General features: G+C 65.2%; 19 protein-coding genes. 9 read left to right on the top strand and 10 right to left on the bottom strand.

Going from position 1 to position 21,151, the window contains the following annotated elements:
* Nucleotides 1–157 precede the first annotated feature (157 nt).
* The 4 genes from AC5IJH_RS12680 to trpE form a co-directional block, all read right to left on the bottom strand.
* Nucleotides 158–565, bottom strand: coding sequence for a YidB family protein (locus AC5IJH_RS12680; RefSeq protein ID WP_491903191.1), 408 nt, complete (start codon nucleotides 563–565; stop codon nucleotides 158–160).
* 78 nt (nucleotides 566–643) lie between these two features.
* On the bottom strand, nucleotides 644–1,843 hold the full coding sequence (gene glf, locus AC5IJH_RS12675) for a UDP-galactopyranose mutase (RefSeq protein WP_491903190.1): 1,200 nt from the start codon (nucleotides 1,841–1,843) through the stop codon (nucleotides 644–646).
* Nucleotides 1,844–1,856: 13 nt separating this feature from the next.
* Complete coding sequence (locus AC5IJH_RS12670; RefSeq protein WP_491903189.1) at nucleotides 1,857–3,035, bottom strand: glycosyltransferase; 1,179 nt, start codon at nucleotides 3,033–3,035, stop codon at nucleotides 1,857–1,859.
* Nucleotides 3,036–3,332: 297 nt separating this feature from the next.
* The gene (gene trpE / locus AC5IJH_RS12665; RefSeq protein WP_491903188.1) at nucleotides 3,333–4,871 is read right to left on the bottom strand and encodes an anthranilate synthase component I; all 1,539 of its coding nucleotides are present in this window, start codon (nucleotides 4,869–4,871) and stop codon (nucleotides 3,333–3,335) included.
* Nucleotides 4,872–5,314: 443 nt separating this feature from the next.
* Between trpE and AC5IJH_RS12660 the strand changes: the two genes are divergently transcribed.
* Nucleotides 5,315–6,580, top strand: a complete 1,266-nt coding sequence (locus tag AC5IJH_RS12660; protein ID WP_491903212.1) for a Glu/Leu/Phe/Val family dehydrogenase — start codon at nucleotides 5,315–5,317, stop codon at nucleotides 6,578–6,580.
* A gap of 84 nt (nucleotides 6,581–6,664) precedes the next feature.
* On the opposite strand, the gene AC5IJH_RS12655 is transcribed toward AC5IJH_RS12660, so the two are convergent.
* The gene (locus tag AC5IJH_RS12655) at nucleotides 6,665–7,690 is read right to left on the bottom strand and encodes an acyltransferase family protein (RefSeq protein WP_491903187.1); all 1,026 of its coding nucleotides are present in this window, start codon (nucleotides 7,688–7,690) and stop codon (nucleotides 6,665–6,667) included.
* Between the two features lie 198 nt (nucleotides 7,691–7,888).
* Here AC5IJH_RS12655 and pgsA point away from each other — a divergent pair, with 198 nt between their 5' ends.
* Both pgsA and AC5IJH_RS12645 read left to right on the top strand, forming a co-directional pair.
* Nucleotides 7,889–8,539, top strand: coding sequence for a CDP-diacylglycerol--glycerol-3-phosphate 3-phosphatidyltransferase (gene pgsA, locus AC5IJH_RS12650; RefSeq protein WP_491903186.1), 651 nt, complete (start codon nucleotides 7,889–7,891; stop codon nucleotides 8,537–8,539).
* 65 nt (nucleotides 8,540–8,604) lie between these two features.
* Complete coding sequence (locus AC5IJH_RS12645) at nucleotides 8,605–10,422, top strand: hypothetical protein (protein ID WP_491903185.1); 1,818 nt, start codon at nucleotides 8,605–8,607, stop codon at nucleotides 10,420–10,422.
* 81 nt (nucleotides 10,423–10,503) lie between these two features.
* Here the strand turns inward: AC5IJH_RS12645 and AC5IJH_RS12640 are convergent, their stop codons facing one another.
* From AC5IJH_RS12640 to aroE, 4 genes are all read right to left on the bottom strand, one after another.
* A complete protein-coding gene (locus AC5IJH_RS12640) occupies nucleotides 10,504–11,259 on the bottom strand; it encodes a GvpL/GvpF family gas vesicle protein (RefSeq protein ID WP_491903184.1) in 756 nt (251 codons plus the stop codon).
* A complete protein-coding gene (locus tag AC5IJH_RS12635; protein WP_491903213.1) occupies nucleotides 11,231–11,374 on the bottom strand; it encodes a hypothetical protein in 144 nt (47 codons plus the stop codon). Before AC5IJH_RS12635 ends, AC5IJH_RS12640 begins: the two co-directional genes overlap by 29 nt.
* A 96-nt stretch (nucleotides 11,375–11,470) precedes the next feature.
* Entirely contained in the window at nucleotides 11,471–11,863 is a 393-nt protein-coding gene (locus tag AC5IJH_RS12630) for a hypothetical protein (protein ID WP_491903183.1), read from the bottom strand.
* 105 nt (nucleotides 11,864–11,968) lie between these two features.
* Nucleotides 11,969–13,534 carry a shikimate dehydrogenase gene (gene aroE, locus AC5IJH_RS12625; RefSeq protein WP_491903182.1) on the bottom strand — a complete coding sequence of 522 codons (1,566 nt, stop codon included), beginning with the start codon at nucleotides 13,532–13,534 and terminating at the stop codon, nucleotides 11,969–11,971.
* Between the two features lie 117 nt (nucleotides 13,535–13,651).
* On the opposite strand from aroE, the gene AC5IJH_RS12620 reads away from it, so the two are divergent.
* The 4 genes from AC5IJH_RS12620 to pgeF all read left to right on the top strand — a co-directional run bounded on the left by AC5IJH_RS12620 (nucleotide 13,652) and on the right by pgeF (nucleotide 18,148).
* Nucleotides 13,652–15,691, top strand: a complete 2,040-nt coding sequence (locus tag AC5IJH_RS12620) for a M3 family metallopeptidase (RefSeq protein WP_491903181.1) — start codon at nucleotides 13,652–13,654, stop codon at nucleotides 15,689–15,691.
* 203 nt (nucleotides 15,692–15,894) lie between these two features.
* The gene (locus AC5IJH_RS12615; RefSeq protein ID WP_491903180.1) at nucleotides 15,895–16,518 is read left to right on the top strand and encodes a hypothetical protein; all 624 of its coding nucleotides are present in this window, start codon (nucleotides 15,895–15,897) and stop codon (nucleotides 16,516–16,518) included.
* Nucleotides 16,511–16,816 (top strand): winged helix-turn-helix domain-containing protein, encoded by a 306-nt coding sequence (locus tag AC5IJH_RS12610; RefSeq protein ID WP_491903179.1) that lies wholly within the window; start codon nucleotides 16,511–16,513, stop codon nucleotides 16,814–16,816. The genes AC5IJH_RS12615 and AC5IJH_RS12610 overlap by 8 nt, the downstream gene beginning before the upstream one ends.
* Nucleotides 16,817–17,086: 270 nt before the next feature.
* Entirely contained in the window at nucleotides 17,087–18,148 is a 1,062-nt protein-coding gene (gene pgeF, locus AC5IJH_RS12605; protein ID WP_491903178.1) for a peptidoglycan editing factor PgeF, read from the top strand.
* Nucleotides 18,149–18,170: 22 nt separating this feature from the next.
* On the opposite strand, the gene AC5IJH_RS12600 is transcribed toward pgeF, so the two are convergent.
* A complete protein-coding gene (locus tag AC5IJH_RS12600; RefSeq protein WP_491903177.1) occupies nucleotides 18,171–18,497 on the bottom strand; it encodes an integration host factor subunit beta in 327 nt (108 codons plus the stop codon).
* A gap of 217 nt (nucleotides 18,498–18,714) precedes the next feature.
* Here AC5IJH_RS12600 and AC5IJH_RS12595 point away from each other — a divergent pair, with 217 nt between their 5' ends.
* Nucleotides 18,715–19,503 (top strand): dolichyl-phosphate beta-glucosyltransferase, encoded by a 789-nt coding sequence (locus tag AC5IJH_RS12595; RefSeq protein ID WP_491903176.1) that lies wholly within the window; start codon nucleotides 18,715–18,717, stop codon nucleotides 19,501–19,503.
* Between the two features lie 681 nt (nucleotides 19,504–20,184).
* Nucleotides 20,185–21,108 carry a proline dehydrogenase family protein gene (locus AC5IJH_RS12590; RefSeq protein WP_491903175.1) on the top strand — a complete coding sequence of 308 codons (924 nt, stop codon included), beginning with the start codon at nucleotides 20,185–20,187 and terminating at the stop codon, nucleotides 21,106–21,108.
* Nucleotides 21,109–21,151: the final 43 nt, after the last annotated feature.

Raw genomic sequence — 21,151 nt, 5'->3', positions numbered from 1 at the left:
GGTGTGCGTGGCAAGTAGGTTGCCGGCACACACGGGTTCGGATGCAGGGTGCCCCATCCTGATGCGGAGCAGCGCGACATGGAGGTGGGCCCGCTTCGAAGCAGCCCGAGCGCAGCCCACCGACGATGCTCTTGTCGCGTCTGGAGCAGCCTGCTTTCTAAAGCAGCTTGCCGAGAAAGCCGGACGCGATGCCGCCCAGCCCGCTGCCGGACTGGTTCAGAGCGCCGTTCTGTGAGAAGTGGGCGACCATCATCGGCAGAATCACCGCGGCGGCCCCCTTCACCATCGTCGGCGACAGGCCCGTCCGTTGCGCGATCTGGTTGATCATGCCCGAGCCCAGGCCCTGCTCCGCCTGGTCGCCCGAGATCGGCGCATTCTGCTGATCCGGCTGCTGCCACGAATCGACGTGGCCCGCCATCCCGTTGTGCTTGAAGTTTTCAAGCATCCCGCCCAGACCGCCGGGATGCTGCTGCGCTGCATTGACGAGCTCTGTCGCGACCGACGCGTGTGCCTCGCTCGAGGCGCCGCCGCCGAACATGGAGCCGAGATTGCCAAGAAGACCCATCTGTTTACCTCGATGCGTTTCTATGCTGGATGCAATTCCGCACCCGCCCGGCTACCCTACTCCCCCGCAATGAATGCATCAGCCGACAACGCAGGGAACTCTGGTAATCGTTGCATCCAGTCGCAGGGCCGGCTCCTCCCGCATGATTGGCTCGTCCCGCAGCACCGGTTCGTTCCGGAGTTCGCGTCGCGCCGTCGCCAGCGCCCCCGCGATCACCTGGTGCATGTCGTAGTACTTGTACCGCGCGAGCCTCCCCCCAAAGATCACATTCCCCTGCTCGCCCTGCAGCGCCGCGTACTTCGCGTACATCGCACGGTCTTCGTCGAAGTTGACCGGGTAGTACGGGGCCTTCGGGTCAATCTGCGAGTACTCCCGCATGATCACGGTCGACTGCTTGTTCCACGACCGCTCGAGGTGCAGGTGCTTCGGCTCGTGGATACGCGTGTGCGCCACGTCCTCGTCGGCGTAGTTCATCACCGACACGCCCTGGTAGTCGTCCATCTCCAGCCGCTCCACTTCGAAGCGCACCGACCGCCAGTTCAGCCGGCCGTAGCAGTAGTCGAAGTAGCGATCGATCGGCCCCGTGTAGACCACCTTCTTCGCCTTCGCCTCGAACGCCTCGCGCTGATCGAAGAAGTCGACATTCAGCTCCACATCGACACCCTCCAGCATGCGTTCGAACACGGGCGTGTAGCCCTCCAGCGGCACACCCTGGTACGGATCGTTAAAGTACGCGTCGTGATACGAATTCCGCACCGGCAGCCGCGTGATGATGCTCGCGGGCAGCAGCGCCGGGTCGCAGCCCCACTGCTTGCGCGTGTAGCCCTGGATGAACGCTTCGTACAGCGGCCTGCCGATCAGGTGAATGGCCTGCTCTTCGAGGTTCGCCGGCACCTTGCCGTTGCCGCGCTGCTGGTCCAGGAACCCCGCCACTTCGTGCGGCCGGCAGTTCGTGCCGAAGAAGCTGTTGATCGTCCCCAGGTTGATCGGCATCGAGTACACCTGCCCCCGATGCGTCGTCAGCACGCGATGCTGGTGCCGGTTGAAGCTGGTAAAGCGGTTGATGTACCGCCACGTCGCCTCATCCGAGCAGTGAAAAATATGCGTGCCGTACTTGTGCACCAGGATGCCGGTGTCTTCGTACTCGTAGGAGTAGCAATTGCCGCCAATGTGCGGCCGGCGGTCGATCACGAGCACGCGCTTGCCCGCCTCGCGAGCCTGCTGCGCAAACACGGTGCCGAAGAAGCCGGCGCCGACCACCAGGTAGTCGTACATCATCCGAAAAGGCCTCCTAGGCCACAGGCAGCGGCACGCCCGACTGCGTCAGCAGAGCGCGAAACCGGTCAAGCACGGCGTTGGACCGGTAGTACTTCACCAGCCGCTCGTACGCGTTGCGCGTGATCCGCAGCCGCGCCTCCGTGTCCGCCAGGTAGTGAGCGCACACCTCCGCCAGGTCGCTGAAGTCCCAGCGAACCGGCGCATAGGTGACCCCCGCCTCAAACAGATCGGGCTCCGTGCGGATGTGCGCCATGTCCGGCTTCACCAGCAGCGACCCCATCACGATCGTCTCGAAATCGCGCCAGCACAACTCGCCATACCCGAACGGGCTGACACAGATCCGGCTGGAGCGCATCTCGCGGTAGTACGTCGCTGCGTCGACGCGCGTGTCCGGCAGCACCACCGAGTAGCCCAGCGCGCGCAGCGGCGTCAGCGCCTCCTGCACCGGACCACGCAGCGGATGAATCCACTTGTCCGGCGTGCACGCCGCGCGACACATCACATCCACCGTCTTCTCGGACTCCGTAGCAGGTCGCGTGTCGCGATACAGCCCGAGCAGGATGTCGTCGAGCGCAATATTCCAGCCCAGCACCAGCTTGTCGGCAAACTGCGGCGGCACGATGCCCGACAACGGGATCGGATCGCTGGTGAATGAGCGCCCGTGATGCTCCGCCACGTACTCGGTCAGGTTGTTCTTGCCACGGAACTGCCGCTGGTACATATCGGCGTCCGCGAACATGTGCTTCTTTACATAGAGATCGACAATCGGCAGCAGCGCCGGCCACTGCACGCACGAGTCGTCATCCCCGTCGAAGTACAGCAGCCGTGCCGCCGGGAATCGCTCGCGCAGTTCGGTCATCGTCGCGACCGCCTGCCGCTCGGGCGTCTGGTACCCCAGCTTCGCAAGAACGACGTCGTACCGCTCGGGCTGCCGCACACGCAGCGCATCGGCCATCCGCATCCGCTCGAACACGATGCCGTCCTCATCGCGCAGACGGCGGCTATCGCGAAACAGCGGAGCGAACTGTTGTTCGCTGGTGCTGGCCTGCAGGTCGCTCGCAACCAGCACGCGCAGCATCTTCGGCCCGAACCGCATTCGGACCCGGACCACGTTGATCCCGGACCGCAACGGAAACTCGAGGCCGTACCTCACCTTCATCTTCAGTCGCGGCGACACAAAGCTTAGTGGCATGGCTTATAGGTTGTGGGGGATGTTCTGGCTGGAGTGTATCCGGCGGCGGCTGGCTGGGGCAGAGCACATTGGTAAGCCGGGGTACTTACTTCCGTGCAGACCCGCGCTGGCTGATCAACCGTTTGTCACTGCACGATGAACAAAACCGGCGCAACGGTCAGCAAGCCCAATGCCTCGCCCGCTCTAGCCAGACGACGGAAATCTCACCAAAAGCAGCTCGAGGGGCGCCTGTAGCCTGCATTCCCCGGATGGGGCGCGACCGGTCAGATACGCCGAAATTCAAGCGTCAGCGAAAGCTCAGATATGCCGCGACCGCTCGACGGCACGCAACACCGCCTGTGCCTTATTCAGGCATTCCTCATACTCCCGCTCCGCCACCGAGTCGGCGACAATCCCCGCCCCGGCCTGGATGTAGCCCTTGCCGTCCTTCACCAGCATGGAGCGAATCGCGATGCAGGAATCGAGGTTGCCCGAGTAATCCGCATAGCAGACGCCGCCGCCGTACACGCCGCGCCGCGTCGGCTCCAGCTCCTCGATGATCTCCATCGCGCGCACCTTCGGCGCTCCCGACAGCGTGCCCGCAGGGAAGCACGACCGCAGCGCGTCCACCGCGGACAGCTCTCCCCGCAGCTTGCCTTCGATCGAGCTCACGATGTGCATCACGTGCGAGTAGCGCTCCACCAGCATCAGGTCGCGCACCTTCACGGTGCCGTACTCGCTCACCCGGCCCACATCGTTGCGGCCCAGGTCGACCAGCATCACGTGCTCGGCCACTTCCTTCGCATCGGCCAGCAACTCCTCGGCGCGGCGCCGATCCTCCGCCTCATCCGCCCCGCGCGGCCGCGTGCCCGCGATCGGCCGGTACTCCACATCGCGGCCATGCACGCGCACCAGCAGCTCCGGCGACGAGCCCACAATGTGCAGCGGCTCACTCTTCCGCTTGCCTTCCACGTTCAGCCGCAGAAAGTACATGTACGGTGACGGATTCACCACGCGCAGCGCGCGGTAGACCGCAAACGGATCGTCCCCGGGATCGACCTCGAAGCGCTGTGACAGGACCGCCTGGAAGATGTCGCCGGCCGCAATGTACTCGCGCGTGCGCTCCACGGCGCGTAAAAAGTCCGCCTTGCGCGTGCCGTACTTCACCTCGACCTTGGCCGTCTTCGCGCGGCGCCGCTTGCGCGATGGCAGCGGTTTGGCCAGCAGCGCCTCAAGCGCACGCAGCCGCTTCGTCGCCTCCGCATACGCTGCCTTCGCCGGCTGCTGCCGCACATCCGCATTCACGATCAGCAGCAGCTCCTTCTTCACGTGATCGAAGGCGATCACTTCATGGAAGAAGGCGAGGCACGCGTCGGGCAGTTGTAGATCGTCCTCGGCCTTCGTCGGCAGATGCTCGATCTGGCGCACCACATCGTAGGCAAAGAAGCCGATCGCCCCCGCCGTAAACGGTGGCAGTCCCGGCACCTGCGCCGGCGTGTGGCTGGCCAGCGCCGCCTTCAGCACGGCAAAGATGTCGCCCGCCTCCGTGCGCTGCTGCTTGTCACCCTGCCATGTCGTGACCTGACCGCCGCGCGCCACCAGCTTGCCCGCCGGCCGCACCCCCATGAACGTGTAGCGCCCCAGCCGGTCCCCACCCTCGACCGACTCCAGCAGGAAGCACTCCGGTTCATCGGCCGCCAGCCGCAGAAAGGTCGACACCGGCGTCTCCAGATCCGCCAGCAGCCGCCGGCACACCGGCACCAGCGTATGCTCCCGCGCCAGCCTCAGAAACTCGGGAAGGGAAGGGAACAGCGCCTCAGGATCCGCAGCAGTCGACGACGTAAAAGGACGAGCCATGCAGTGCTCATGGTATACGCGGCCTCGGCCGCTCCTCCGCCGCGACTGCAGGGCTCGGATACACGCCGTTGTCCCAGAATGCGTCTCATCAACTGGGTCCACGAGCGAGGTTCAGTGGCGGTGGCCTCACCAAATCCCGGATCAGCGAATCGCGACCCGGATCAGCGGATCGCGGTCACGATAGGGCATCCCGCGGCTAACTTGCAGTCCGGCCAGCAGAGTACGTGCCCGGCTCGTCACCTCCCCAGGCCGCCGCCGGTTGTGACCCGTTCTCTGCCGGGCCTATACTCGTGGGTTTGGCCGACGTCCGGAGGGCTTTCTGTGGACTGCCCGGGGCACCGAGGCCACCCATTCGTAGCATTTCCCGCCCTGCTCTGCGTGGGGGAAGCTGGTTTGTTCGCAGAGAGCGGCACGACGTCCACAGCAACACTGGAGACATGGCAATGCAGACACTCACCCTCGAGCAGGAGATCAACCCCTGGGAAGCCCAGGCTGCTCGGTTCGATTTCGCGGCGCAGAAGCTCAACCTCGATGAAGGACTCTGGAAGGTCCTGCGCTACCCCGCACGCGAGATCATCGTGCACATCCCGGTCAGCATGGATGATGGTTCGATCGAAGTCTTCACCGGCTACCGCGTCCAACACTCCATCGCGCGCGGCCCGGCCAAGGGTGGCATCCGCTACTCCCCAGACGTCACGCTCGACGAGGTCCGCGCCCTGGCCAGCTGGATGACCTGGAAGTGCGCCGTGGTCAACATCCCCTTCGGCGGCGCCAAGGGCGGCGTGATCTGCGACCCCAAGAAGATGTCCATCGGTGAGCTCGAGCGCATGACGCGCCGCTACACCGCCGAACTCGTCGAGTTCATCGGCCCCGAGAAGGACGTGCCCGCCCCGGACATCAACACCAACGAGCAGGTCATGGCCTGGATCATGGACACCTACTCCATGCACATGCGCCAGACCGTCACCGCCGTCGTCACCGGCAAGCCGCTCAACATCGGCGGCTCCCGCGGGCGCCGCGAGGCCACCGGCCGCGGCATCGGCATCGTCTGCGATGAGGCTCTCAAGTACCTCAACATGCAGCGCGATGGCTGCCGCGTCATCATCCAGGGCTTCGGCAACGTCGGCTCCAACGCCGCCAAGCTCATGATGGAGAAGGGCTACAAGATCATCGGCATCGCCGAGTACGATGGCGGCCTCTTCAACCCTCACGGCATCGACATCCACCAGCTCATCGAATACCGCCAGCGCAACGGCACCGTGCTCGGCTTCAAGGGCGCCGAGGCCGCCGACTCGCAGGAGCTCATCCTCGAAGACTGCGAGATCTTCATCCCCGCCGCGACCGAAAACGTCCTCACCAGCCGCAACGTCGAGCGCCTCAAGGCAAAGATCGTCTGCGAAGGCGCGAACGGTCCCACCACGGCCGTCGCCGATGAAATCCTCGCCGATAAGAAGGTCTTCGTCATCCCCGACATTCTCGCCAACGCCGGCGGCGTCACTGCCTCCTACTTCGAGTGGGTGCAGGATCGCCAGGGCTACTTCTGGAAGGAGGCCGTCGTCAATGAGCAGCTCGAGAGCATCCTCGCCGAGAGCTTCGACGACGTCGTCCGCTACTCCGAAGCACACGGCGTCAACAACCGCATCGCCGCCTACATGCTGGCCATCGATCGCGTGTCCTTCACCATCAAGCAGCGCGGCATCTACGCCTGATCCGCTGCGCGGACAACACAGCAAAAGGGGAGCCATCGGGCTCCCCTTTCTGTTACGTATTCATACTCGTCCGCCTAGGCGCGGTCAGGCCACGTGCTCGATCGTCGATGCTGGCGCACCAGCGGCCGGTGCAAAGTGCCGGGCCCAGCGCTTGCCCTGCCCGATCCACCACGCCTCGTAGTACCGGGTCGACAGCGTTGCCCCGGCAAAGATCGCGATCACCACCGGCACGCGCTTCGCATACTTCAGCAGCTTCGGTCCGCTCTCCAGCCAGTGCGCCATCGCGAGCTCGTGCAGCACGTAGAGCGCGTACGAAATCTCCGCCAGGTACGCCAGCGGCTTCGAGCGGAGCACCTGCCCCAGCCGGCCCGGCGCCAGCAACATCGTCTGCCCCACCATCAGCATCACCAGGTACGGCCGCAGGTACTGCAGCGGCCCGCTCGCGGCCGCAGCGGAGGCATACGCCAGCGGCATCAGGGCCCACGGCAGCCAGCGTCGCTCAAGCGCCCGCTTCACGCGCGCAAAGCGATCCGTCTCGAGCGCCAGCGCCAGGCACGCGCCGGACAGGATCTCGTCCACTCGCAGGTGCGTCACGATCGAGATCGGCGTGTGGGTCGCCACGCGCAGCCCCGTCACGATAAGGCACAGCACCGGCAGCAGCAGCAGCCCGCGCCGTCGCAACAGCGCAAACAAGAGCGCCACCGTCAGGTAGAACTGCACCTCCACGCACAGGCTCCACAGGTGGCCCGTCAGGTGGGTCAGGAAGAATGGCGGATAGTTCGCGCGGAACAGCATCTGTGCCAGCAGCGTCTTCCAGCCCGCATGCGTTACCGTGAGAACGACGATCATGTACGCCCACGACAGCGGCACGATCCGGCACAGCCGCCGGATGAGGAACTCCCGCAGGTTCGGCCGGTAGAGCAACGTGCTCGTGATCAGGAACCCCGACAGGCAGAAGAAGACCGCCATGCCTGCGTTTGCGGTGGTCGCATTCAGGTCCCATCGCTTCGGACCGAGCGGCAGCAGATGCCCCATCATCACCAGCAGGATGCTGATGCCGCGCCAGCCATCCAGAACGCGAATATGGGGCATCTTGCGCAGGGCGCTCATGATCTCAACTCATTCGGGTGGCCCGTTGCTGCTTGTCAGGCTTCAACTTAGCAGGAGGGGCCGGCTGGTCTGGGTCAATTTACCGTTTGGATGGCGCCAGTCTGCCGCACGATTCCCGCCTCGGGACCTCCCCCCGGCTGGCATTCCCGATTCGGCTTGCAGCCTCAGGCATAATGGACGTGGCACGTTCGGTGGCCCATGAATCTGCCCAACTCCATCACGATGAGCCGCATTGTGGGTGTGCCCCTGCTCATCTGGATGCTGGCTGCCAGCTTCCCGTTCCGCGATAGCTGGGGCGAGCAGGAGCTGATCGCCTCCCTCGTCTTCATCCTGCTGGCCATCACCGATGGCGTCGACGGCTACCTCGCCCGCCGCCGCGGTCAGATCACCACCATGGGCATGCTGCTCGATCCGCTTGCCGACAAGCTGATGATCTCCGCAGCCTTCATCTCGCTCGTCGAGTTCACTCCCTCGATCATGAAGCCCTGGATCGCCATCGTCGTCATCGGACGCGAGTTCCTCGTCAGCGGCCTGCGCTCCATCGCCAGCGTCGAAGGCTTCACCATCCAGGCCAGCAACCTCGGCAAGCTCAAGACCATCGTCCAGATCGTCGCCGTCGTTGCTACAATCCTTGCGCACCGCTGGTACCAGTGGCAGTGGGGCTGGTACATCCTGCCCGTCCGCTGGACCGCCTACGTCTCCATCTACTTCATGGTGCTCGTCTCCATCATCTCGGCCGTCGACTACTTCCAGGCCTTCTGGAGCAAGATCGACCACGCCTCCGCCGACCGCCGCAAGGCCACCCGCGTCCTCACCCGCGATAAGAAAAACGCACCCGCCACGAATTAGCACCGCACCAACATCTTTTCTGAAACACCTCTTCGCGAATCCTCGTCCGTGCGAGCATGACGGCCATGACAGCACGCGCGTTCCCGGGGCTCATCCTTGCACTCCTGTCCACTCTGCCCGCCTTCGGGAAAGACGTCATGCTGATGAATCGCATCGGCCCTTCCGTGTCGGAGCTCTACGTCGCCAACGCAGACGGCACCGGCGAGCACAAACTCCTCTCCTCGAACGGCTTTGACTACCACGCCTCCTACTCGAGCGATGGCCAGTGGATCGTCTTCACCTCCGAGCGTGTCGGTTATGGTCAGGCGGACATCTATCGCGTTCACGCCGATGGCACAGCGCTCGAGCAGCTCACGACGGATCCCGCGCTCGACGACCAGGCCGCCTTCTCTGCCGACGGAAAGCAGATCGCCTTCCTGTCCACGCGCGGACCGGCGCACCGCGCCAACATCTGGATCCTCGACCTGAAGAGCCAGCGCCTCCGCAACCTCACCGGCAGCGCCGACATCCAGGGCGATCCCATGAAGCCGGACGGCTTCTATCGCCCCTCCTGGTCGCCGGACGGCCAGTGGATCGCCTTCACCTCCGACCGCAACACCGAATGGAAAGGGCACGGCAACGGCAGTGGATGGGAGCACGTGCAGGAGCTGAGCGTCTACATCGTCCACCCCGACGGCACGGGTCTGCGCCGCATCACCCAGCCGGGCATCTGTTCCGGCTCCCCGAAGTGGTCCGCTGATTCCAAACAGATCGTCTACTACGAGATCCCCGTCGAAAGCACCTGGAACGCCCGCGTCTTCGGCCTCTCGGCACGCGCCACCTCGCAGATCGTCTCGATCGACATCGCCACCGGCAAGCGCACGGAGCAGACCTCCGGTCCCGGGCTCAAGCTGCAGCCTCAGTTCCTCCCCGATGGCACCGTGGCCTACGCCACCAAGTCGGGCAAGACCGAGGGCGTCGGGTACACCAGGGCGAAGGGCACCTTCCCCGGCAGTCTGCGCTCGCCCGCCTGGTCCCCCGACGGCAGCAAGGTCATCTACGAGAAGGTCGACTACACCCCGCGCCCGCAGAATCAGCTCCTCTATAGCTGGGACCCCAACTACGAATACCGCTACACAGACGTCTTCCCCAGCTTCTCGAAGGACGGCACCCTTCTGGTCACGAGCAAGGACCTCGACTCCTCGATCGTCACCATGAACGCCGACGGCACCAACCGCAAGACCATCTTCCAGACGGAGCAGGGCGCGGCCTTCGCGCCCAGTTGGTCTCCCGACGGCAAGCGGATCGCCTTCGGTTACGGCGGCTTCCTGCAGGGCCGCCGCACCGCCGGCGCAAAACTCATGCTCGTCAACCGCGACGGCACCGGCCTCGAAGAACTCACCGCCGACATCCCGAACGCCGGCTTTCCCAGCTGGTCGGCCGACGGCAAGCAGATCGTCTATCGCTCCTTCGCGGCAAACGAGCGGGGCCTGCGCATCTTCGATCTCGGCACGCACACCTCGCATCCGCTCACCGATGGCACCGACAACCTGCCCTACTGGTCGCCCGACGGTTCGCGCATCCTGTTCACCCGCGCGGTCGACAACAACTTCGACATCTACACCATCAGGCCCGACGGCACCGGCCTCCAGCGCATGACCACCTTCCCCGCCAACGACGCGCACGCCGTCTGGAGTGGTGACGGCAAATACATCCTCTGGAACAGCGGTGAGTACGGCTTCCGCGACGAGGCCGCCCTCTACGACAACTCATTCCAGCCCTACGGCTCCAACTGGATGATGAACGCCGACGGCAGCAACAAGCACCAGCTCACCGAGAGCCACTGGGAAGACTCGATGCCCTGCTTCGCCAGCGGTCCCCACCAGCTCGCGCTCGCCCACTAGTCCGCCGCATCGCATGCCCACAAAGCGAAAGGCCCGCTCGAAAGCGGGCCTCGCAAAACGCATCTCACTTGGCAAGAAGGATCAGGCAGGGATGCCAGGCGCGGCGACATGTGGCCGGGTCAGGCGCTGCACAAAGTGGTACGGTGGCCACGGCCCGGAAAGCTGCATCGTGCAGTCCTTCAGGAGCTCGCGGGTGCTGGCAAATTTGTTCAGGTAACGCTCCACGCACTTCGCATCGATCAGGTGCGAGATGTCGAGCAGCATCTTGCCGTTTTCCATCGTCCGGCAGGACACCTCTTCATCGAGCGGCGCAAACAACCGCTGCATCTGGATCGAGATCGCCCGACCCTTGGTCTGGCGCTCGCGCTGGCGCGATGCCGTCTCGCGCAGGTTCGACAGGTACTCCTTGCCCACCGTCTCCTTCACAGGAAACGCACGCAGCGGCAGGGGCATGCAGCAGTCGTCCACACTCACGCGCAGGTGCATCTCGGCCTTGCCGCGTAACCGCTCGACATTGGTCGCATACTGGCGCTGGTTGGAGCGGATCGACCGGCGCAGCGCTTCATCGTCGGCAAACACAGTGCCAAAGCGGAAGGGAAGCACGGTCGACATCTTGAAGCAGTCACCCACCACGCGTGCATGGTCGCGGGCAGCCTGCTGATCGAACGATTCGTCAGGGTTGTGTTCGGAGACGATAACGGCGAGGTCGCTGGCAGGGTAGAGGAAGAGCTGGTTGCCCGATATGCCGGTCAAGGCTTGCATCGGGACTGGTTTGCGGTGACGGGCTAATTCCGGAAAAGATTGTTTTTCACTGATGCAGTAGGCGTACCACGCCATAGAGGGGCTCACTCCATTGACGCTGGCGAAACTCCGCCAGTTGATTGACCAAAGCGTTGTAGCGGAACAGCTGCGCTCTGGCGCGCGCCTTCAGGAAGGGCTGCACCGAACTCACGGCACATCCTAGTCCTCTATTTACACGGCTGGCAACTACAAAGGGGAAGCGCTAGGCACCCGGGTCTTCCCGAATCTGCTCACCGGCCCTCAACCCTCATCCGGCATGGCCGCGCAGCATAAGTACCAGCAAAACAAGCGCGATCAAGGCAACCAGGACCACCGTAACCAGCATCACGACTGCCATCCCGCGCTGCCTGCCCACTGCCGCGACCAGCTCGCGATGGTCGGTCTGCCGCCGTTCCTCCGCAGCTCGCAGCTCAGCCGTCAGCTGCGCCACGCTGCGTTCGACCGACTCCAGCCGCGCTCCCTGCTCCCCCGCCTGCGTCCGCAGCCCGCGGCTCTCGGCCTGTACCTGCTCGATCTGCTGGCTCAGTCCGACCGCCTCGGCATGCGCAGCCTTGCCCGCCGCCCGGGTCACCAGCGGCAGCAGCCGATCGACCAGCGGCAACAGCTCGCGCAACTGCAAAAGAGCCGACAGACCAGGCACAGGCAGCTTCCCCTCGCCGGTCTGAACTACGGTCCCGCATTCGCTCTGGAAAAAAATGACGCGACCGCAACCGGCAGCCGCAGGCTATCACCCCCAGCCCTGTCTTCAGACCGTGGCGGGTGTCCCTTGCCGTTGCTGCAGCGCATGCAGCACCACGCGCCGCATATCCGCCTCCGGCGCCGGCTTGCCCGTCCAGATCTCGAACTGCCGCGCCCCCTGGTAGACGAACATCTCCACCCCCGGGATCACCGGGATGCCCTTCTGCTGCGCCAGCCGGATCAGCGGCGTCTCGACCGGGTTGTAGACCATGTCGAACGCCAGCCGAGCCCGCAGCTCCTCCGGCTCCAACAGCTCGAATGCCTTCGCACCGTGCATGCCCGCCGGCGTCGCGTTGATCACCACATCGAAGTCGGTCTTCGCCAGCAGTTCGCGCTTGAACACCTTCACCTTCGCCTGCTGAGCCAACTGCTTGGCCGTCTCCGGCGTCCGGTTCAGGATGTGGACGTCCGCGCCCTTCTCCTTCAGCCCGAAGACCGCCGCGCGCGCCGCGCCGCCCGCGCCCAGCACCAGCACACGCGCGCCCTTGAGCGACAGCCGCCGCTCCAGCGGCCCGATCACCGCGCCCGCATCGGTATTGAAGCCGAACAGCCGCCCCTCCGGCCCGCGCACCACCGTGTTGCACGCGCCGATCCGCGTCGACAACTCATCCATCCGCGACAGCGCCGGCAGAATCTCCTGCTTCATCGGCATCGTCACCGCGAGCCCGGCCAGCGGCAGCCGCTCCACCATGGTCAGCAGGTCATCCAGCTTCGCCGTCTCGAGCGGCACAAACACCGCATTGATCCGCTCCCGGCGAAACGCCAGATTCAGCATCAGGGGCGACAGCGAATGCGCGATCGGATGACCCACCACGCCGTAAATCCGCGTCGCCGCGTCGATCTCGTCGAACCGGTACAGGTTCTTCAGCCGGTCGAGCGACATCTGCCCCGGCGCCGTCTCCTCGCCCTCTGCAGCCGAGGCGAAGGTGAACGCCGACCCCAGTCGCGGCGCCAGCAGCCGGCTCACGATGCCCGCCTCGCCCATCGCCATCGCCACCAGGTTGTGCTCGTCGCCGTACTTCGCCACCAGGTCCAGCACCGCCAGGTTGTCGGTCAGCGTCCGCGCCGTCGAGACGATCTTGTAAAACTCCGGCTCGAACTGCTGCATCCGCTCGAACACCTTCGGCAGGTTCCGCGTGTGGCTGAAGTCGTGGTAACTCAGGATCAGCGCCGCTCCGCTCGCGCGCAGGCGCTTCCAGTCGGCCGGCCGCATCGCCTCCGCCGACTCCATCTCCACATCGATCATCTGGCAGCCGGCGCGCGCCGCGCTCTCCAGGATCTCCGCCTCTTCAAACAGTTCGCCGACAAAGTGGCCGCCGCCCTCCGTCCGCCGACATGTCGCAATCGCGGTAACATTCCGGTGCTCGGTGAGGAAGGCTTTGATCTTCGCCATCGCCGCCTGTGGCTTGTGCAGCGTGTCCAGCCGCAGCTCGAGAAAACTATGCTCGGCCGCAATGCGCTCAGCGCGGCTCAGCAGCTCGTTCGCGCTCGCGCCGCTCACGGCAACGCACACGCGTGGCAGACGTGCTCGCAACTGGTGCACTGCGATTGCCGGAGTCGTCGAAGCTGTCATGCCAGGTCACGCACGAGCTGCGAAATAGTAACCATAGGTGGTACCTCGTTGCAAGAACTTCGCACCGTGTAGCCTCAACCCAGGGAACATCGAGCTAAGGGATTCTCAAGGATCGTGATGGATACAACGAATTTGCAGCAGCATGCGTGGACCGCCGCCACCAAGACCGAAGCTGACGCTGAACTGACCCCCGGACTTGGTCCGGAACTCAGTCCCGCATCGCTCACCGCCTGGGTCGATGCCGCACTCGCCGCCCACCAGGCCAGCCTCGACCAGCTCCACCATGCCGCCGACTTCCGCTCCGCCTGGCGTGCCTACGACGACGCCGTCGCCCGCCTCAGCCAGGCCGGCTCCGAGTGCGGCCTGCTCGACAGCGTCCACCCCAGCAAGCCCGTCCGCGATATGGCACAGGCGATGGCACAAAAGGTCGCCGAAGCCGCCACCGCGCTCTCGCTCAACCAGGAGGTCTACCGCGCGCTCGCCGCTGCCACACCCGACGCCGATGCGGACCCTGGCACCCGCCATTACGTTGACCGCACGCTGCTCCAGTACCGCCTCGCCGGCGTCGATAAGGATGAGGCCACCCGCACCCGCCTGCGCGAGCTGCAGGACAAGGCCACCGTCCTCAGCCTGACCATCGGCCGCAACGTCCAGGAGGGCGCCAACACCGTCGAGATCACCGACCTCTCCGAACTCGACGGCCTGCCCGAGGACTTCCGCCAGCACCACGCGCCCGACGAAACCGGCAAGGTCATCCTCACCACCGACTTCCCGGACTACCTGCCCGTCATGACCTTCGCCGCCAGCGACGCCCTGCGCCGCCGCATGTTCCTCGCCTACAACACGCGCGCCTTTCCCGCGAACCGCGAGCTGCTGCTCGATCTCTTCCGCACCCGGCATGCCATCGCCAACCTGCTCGGCTTCGCCACCTGGGCCGACCTCGCCACCGCCGACCAGATGATCGGCTCCGCCGCCAACATGAAGCAGTTCCTTGATCGCCTCGAGGTCTCGACGCGCACCGGCGCCGAGCAGGAGTACAGCATCCTGCTCAGCTTCGCTCAGTCAGAGCGGCCGGACATCCGCCGCCTCGATGCCGCCAGCCGTGGCTACTGGCTCGAGCAGTACCGCCGCCACGCCTTCGCCTTCGACTCGCAGCAGGTGCGCCCCTACTTCCCGTACAAGCAGGTCGAGGCCGGCGTGCTCGCCACCGCGGCGCGCCTCTTCCACGTCGAGTTCCGCCCCTCGGACGCCCCCGTCTGGCACCCCTCCGTCTCGGCCTGGGATGTCTACGACGGCGGCAAGCACTCTGGCCGCTTCTACCTCGATATGCACCCCCGGGAAGGCAAGGACAAGTGGTTCAGCGCCGCGCCGCTGGTGCCCGGCATCGCCGGCCGCCAGGTCCCCGAAGCCGCCCTCATTTGTAACTTTCCGGGCGGTGACCCCGGCCCCCACGACGTTGCCAACGACGACCCCGGCCTCATGCAGCACTCCGACGTCGTCACCTACTTCCACGAGTTCGGCCACCTCATGCACGCCATCCTCGGCGGCCAGCAGCCCTGGGCCGGCATCAGCGGCATCGCCACCGAAGGCGACTTCGTCGAAGTGCCTTCGCAGATGCTCGAAGAGTTCTTCCGCGACCACCGCCTGCTCGGCACCTTCGCCCGCCACTACCAGACCGGCGAAGCCATCCCCGCCGAGCTGGTCGCGCTGATGAACCAGGCCGGCGCCTTCGGCCGCGCGGACTGGGTCCGGACCCAGCTCTTCTACACCAACTACTCGCTCGACGTGCACGACCGGGACCCGGACGAGCCGGGCCATCCGCTCGACCTCGACGCCCTGCTCAAGGCCGACTACGAGCGCTTCCTCCCCTACCTCTGGATCGACGGCAACCGCATGTACTCGAGCTTCACCCACCTCTGCGGCTACTCGTCGAACTACTACACCTACCTCTACGACAAGGTCATCGCGATCGACTTCTTCAACCAGTTCGACCGCGCCGCCCTGCTCGAAGACCCGGCCACCCTGCGCTACCGCAGCACGGTCCTCGACCGCGGCGGCTCCGCCCCCGGCCGCACCTTGGTCCGCGACTTCCTAGGCCGGGATGAAAGCATGGAAGCCTTCGAGCTCTGGATCGGCGAAGCCCTGACCTCCGCCTGAGGGCTGGGCGAGTGAGCGGGGAACAGGGAGTGTCGGGAACAAGAGCACAGAACGAGAGCACAGCGGAAAGCCCCCGGCCAGATCGCGGGGGCTTTTCGCTGTGCAGATTTCACTTGACGCGGAGCGCTCTGCGGCGCAGAGTAGTCATATTCATTACTCTGCATTGCAGAGTGAGCCCTTTAGCCCTACCCAGGAGGCCCCAAATGGCCCATTACAGCGCACCTGACCCAGAGATTACCGACCGTATCAACCTCATTGAATCCATGCTGCAGGCCGGTCGCAAGAGCACCGAACGCTGGGGCTGGACCTTTGTTGTCTGGGGCTTGGCCTACTATGTGGCCACCGCCTGGGCCAGCCTGCTCCCGCAGGCCGGCGGCCGCACTCTGGCCTGGCCCGTCACCATGGTCTTCACCGCAGCGCTGACCGCCGTCATCGCCCGCCGCCGCACCCGCCTCCAGCCCCGGACAGACAAGTCCCGCCACATCCAGGCCGCCTGGAGCGCCGTCGGCTTCGGCATCTTCGTCTTTGCCTTCTCGCAGGCGTGGAGCGGGCACGCCACCGCGCAGACCCTGATGGGCGGCATCGAGACACTGCTCGGCGTCGCCAACATCGCCTCTGGCCTGATGCTGCGCTGGAAAGTGCAGATCGGTGTTGGCGGACTCTGGTGGGCCGCCGCCGCTGCCAGCGCCTTCGCCACCGCGAACGGCGTCGCCTACCTGTTCCTCGGCGCGACTCTCGTCGGCATGATCGGCTTCGGCGTCTACCTCATGATCCGCGAGAGCCGCGGCAACACGCAGCGGCCGGCCACGGCGGTGCAGCATGCCTGAGCTGCCGGACCTCAACCCGGTCGTCCACGGGAAGATGCGTCTGGCCATCCTGTCTCTGCTCTACGGCGTCGATCAGGCCGAGTTCACCTGGCTCCGCGAGCGCACCGGCTCAACCGACGGCAACCTCGGCGCGCATCTGCTCAAGCTCGAGGAGGCCGGCTACATCGCGGTTGAGAAGAAGTTCGTCGCCCGCAAGCCGGTCACGCTCTACCGCATGACCAACACCGGCCGCATCGCCCTTGATGAATACGTCGCCTCGCTCAAGGGCCTGCTTGGCGGCGTACTCACCGCCTCCTGAGCTTTCCATCGGCTGTGGAAATCTTGGCGGATAATTCGTCACACGGCCAGCAACCTTTTCTCCGCACCCTCACTCCTACAGAGCACGAACAGAGGCTACCCCGGCTGTCACTACCACCCCGTAGTACACCCCCATACCGAGGGCATCCGCCCTCCTCCTGAAGTCATCCTGACATCTTCCTTCAGCCTCTAGAGCGGGCCCGCCAGCAAGCGGGCCCATCGCTCTTTCTGGGGACGCATCTCACTCCACCGCGCCCCGTACAATCAAGCCATGGCAGCGAAGCAGGCCAGCCGCGCTCACGCGCCCGCCCCTCAACCCCTTGATCCGGAAGATGTCAGCAAGATCGACCAGCTCCTGGCCGGCGTTGGCCTGACCCATGGCCGCCGCGCCATCCATCGCGACAGCCCCCGCTACCGCCGCCAGACTCCAACCGAGCTGCAGGAGACCCCAGCCACCCAGCTCGAGACCGAGCGTGCCGGCGACGTCGAGGTGCTCGTCTCGAAGCGCTGGCTCAGCGACGGCGTGCCCCACGCCTTCAGCACGCGTCTGGGTGGCGTTTCGACCGTTTACGCGCAGCAGCCCGGCGCCCCCGGTGAGATGAACCTCGGCTTCACCGACAGCGACGAACGCCCGCATGTCGAAGAGAATCGCCGCCGTCTGCTCGCTGCGGCGCATGCCCAAGGCCGCAGCCTGGTCACGCTGCGCCAGATCCACTCCGGGCTCACGCGCCGGGTCACCAAAAAGGAGAACGGGACTACCTTCCGTGCCGACGGCCTCATGACCGACGACCCCGCCGTGATGATCGGCATCCAGACCGCCGACTGCGTCCCCATCCTGGTGCGCGACAAGCGCACGAACGCCGTCGCCGGCTTCCATGCCGGATGGCGCGGCACGCTGAAGCGCATCGTCGAGGGTGGCATCGGCAAGATGCGGCTGGAGTTCGGCAGCCGACCCGAGGATCTCGAAGCCGCCATCGGTCCGGCGATCGGCCAATGCTGCTATGCCGTCGGCGACGAGGTCGCGACCGAGTTCCACTCGCAGTTCGCCTACGCCCCGGCCCTGTTTACGGAGATCTACGACTCGGATCCGGTCAAGGAGAAGTACCCGCTGCTGTTTTTGACCGCCCGCGCCCCCGGTCACAGCAACATCGGCCCCAGCCTGCACCTGGACCTGATCGAAGCCAACCGTCGCCAGCTGCTCGATGCCGGCCTGAGCGAGGCGGCCATCCGCGTCGGCTACCGCTGCACGCAGTGCGAGTCGCGGACCTTCTACTCCTACCGCGCGGAGCACGGCTTCTGCGGCCGCATGATGGCCGTCATCGGCCCGAAGTAGAGATTTGTGAGCGGGTCCGGCGCTAGCCTTCAGCCGGCTCCGCGGTGGGCGGCTCGCCCTTGGCGCCGGCTGCGCGCGGATTCACCAGGTCGCGCAGCTCCTTGCTCGGCTTGAAATACGGCACCCGCTTCGCCGGCACCTCGACCTTGTCCCCGGTCTTCGGGTTGCGCCCGGTCCGCGGCTTGCGCTGCCGGATGCGGAAGCTGCCAAACCCACGAATCTCGATCTTGTCGCCGGATTGCAGCGCCTGGATCACAGCGTCGAAGACCGTGTCGACCACCACCTCGCCATCCCGGCGGGTCAGGTCTCCAAGACGGGTCACTTCTTCAACCAGGTCGGCCTTCGTCATCGTCCGCTTGCCCCTCTGCAAAGTCACACAACGCTGCAAACTCAATATAGATGCCGGTTTACCGCACCGCACTACAAAACATAAGACGTCTCCAGAGGGGTAAGGGTCGCGGAAACTACCCAACCCATTGCTGCGCAATCCATATTGGTGACCACCTGCACGGCACGGCGGAGCGTGGCTTATCATCGAACACAATAGCCATGGAGCGCCGCCCGTTGTGAACCAGCCCGATCAGGACGTGCAGTACAGCATCATCATTCCGGCCTACAACGAGGCTGCCCGGATTGAGTCCGCACTCCGCGCCGTGACCGATTGCATCCGGTCGCGCGGCTGGAATGCGGAGCTGCTGGTGGTCGACGACGGCTCCACCGACACCACGGCCGCCATCGTCGAGCGCTGGGCCACCGAGCGCCCCGAGATCCGGCTGATCCGCAATCCGCGCAACCGCGGCAAGGGCTACAGCGTCCGCAACGGCATGCTGCGCGCCAGTGGTGAGATCGTCATGTTCACCGACGCCGACCTCTCCTCACCCATCGATGAGGCGGAACGGCTCTTCGCCGCCATCGCCGACGGGGCCGACGTCGCCATCGGTTCGCGCTGGCTCGAAGGCAAGCGCATCGTGCACAAGCAGCCGCTCTACCGGCGCTTCTTCGGCCGCTGCTTCAACGCGCTCACCCGGTCCATCATGCGGCTGCCCTTCGCCGACACCCAGTGCGGCTTCAAGGCCTTCCGCCGCCCAGCCGCCCAGCTTGTCTTCGGGCTGCAGCGCATCGAGCGCTGGGGCTTCGATCCGGAGATACTCTTCATCGCCCTGCATCGCGGCCTGCGCGTGGCCGAGGTCTCCGTCACCTGGGGCCACGATGAGCGCAGCCGCATCAGCTACCTGCGCGATGGCCTGCAGATGCTGGCCGAGTTGGTCTTTATCCGCTGGAGCTCACTGACAGGTCAATACAACCGGGAGCCGCTGCGCGCCCCCGAAGCGGCCGTCGCCGGGCAGCGCGACTAGCCCGCCACACACAACCCCAACAACAGGACGCATAAGACAAAGGCCACCAACTCTCAGAGTTGGTGGCCTTTGCGATATCAGGAAGCGGGCTTGCTTCGTGTTTGAAGCTCAGTGCTGGCTGGCCGGATTCAGGAGGCGAGCGGCGCCCGGTAGGGCACCATGGCAGGAGAATTGCGCTGCGTCCGCGGTGCAATCCGAACGCTCTTATCCTCAACCTGCTCCAGCAGGAACATCTCACTGCAGGTTCCACAGAGCCAGAAGTGTTCCATTCGCCGGGCGCCGCGCTCGCCAGGGCTTGGGGTGGTTACGTCAAATACGTACACCCGGCCTTCACGCAGATAGTGGAGTGGCTTGCAGCATTGCGGATTCGCGCAATGATTCACCATGGGGACCCTCGTCAGAGTCAGGGGAGATCAGTCCGCCCGCTCTGCTGTTTTCGTAATTTCGGGTAGGCGGTTGAGGTGAGGCGCGCCTGGAGGGACCAGACGTACGGGAAGCTGCGAACAGAGATAGGATGCACCTTCCCATTTTGGGTTGCGTCACAAAATTTGTGACTACCTGTTCAAATGCCAACGTGGGATTGGAACATTCCCTAGGCGACAGCGATAGAGTACGCATGTGTTCCTGAGGCAGGTTTTTGCACCGGGCTGCAAAGTATGCGAGGATCACGAGTTACCTCCTATGGCCCTGCTCCGCAGTACGTTCATTTCTCTCTCTCGCAATCGTCCGCTCCGCCGCTTTTCTGAGGCCTCCGCCCTGGGACGCCGGCTCTCGTCCCGCTTCGTCGCCGGACTCCGCGCCGACGAGGTGCTTGACGCCGCCGCCGCCCTCAATCAGCAGGGCATGGCCGTCACCCTCGACAGCCTGGGCGAGAACGTCCACTCCGCCGAAGAGGCCGAGCGCGCCGCCGCCATCTACCACGGCCTGCTCGACTCCATCCAGCAGCGCCAGCTCAATGCCAATGTCAGCGTCAAGCTCACCCAGGTCGGCATGGAGCTCGATCCCGCCATCGCCGAGCAGATCGTCCGCAAGCTGACCGAGCATGCCTGTGCCACCCACAGCTTCGTCCGCATCGACATGGAGGGCAGCGAACTGACCACCCCCACCCTCGAGCTGGTGCGTCGCATCCACGCCGAGGCGGGCAAGCAGGGCCGCATCGGTGTCGTCATACAGGCCTACCTCTACCGCAGCCAGGCCGACATCGGCCAGTTGCTGAAAGAGGGCATCCGGATCCGTCTCTGCAAAGGCGCCTACCAGGAGCCCGCTGATCGCGCTTTCCCGGAGAAGGAGCGCGTTGATGAGAACTTCGTCCGCCTCGCCCAGATGCTGGTCGGCAGCGGCGTATATCACGGCATCGCGACCCATGACGAGAAGATGATCGCGGCCACCCGCGCCTACGTCGAGCAGCAGGGAATCGCCAAGTCCGCCTTCGAGTTCCAGATGCTCTACGGCGTGCGCCGCGACCTGCAGCGCTCGCTCGTGGCGGAGGGCTACAACGTGCGCGTCTACGTTCCCTTCGGCACCGAGTGGTACCCCTACTTCATGCGCCGCCTCGCCGAACGCCCCGCCAACCTGCTCTTCCTGGCGAAGAACCTGCTCAAGTAACCGCCGTGGCGACGCGCGAGAGCGATCGGCGGTGGCTGGAGGA

It is taken from the genome of Candidatus Dedyshia acidiphila (genome assembly GCF_051025295.1).
In the GTDB taxonomy this organism is placed as follows: domain Bacteria; phylum Acidobacteriota; class Terriglobia; order Terriglobales; family Acidobacteriaceae; genus KBS-83.
Note: the sequence above shows the minus strand (reverse complement) of the source record. Positions and strands in the feature narration are given on the sequence as shown.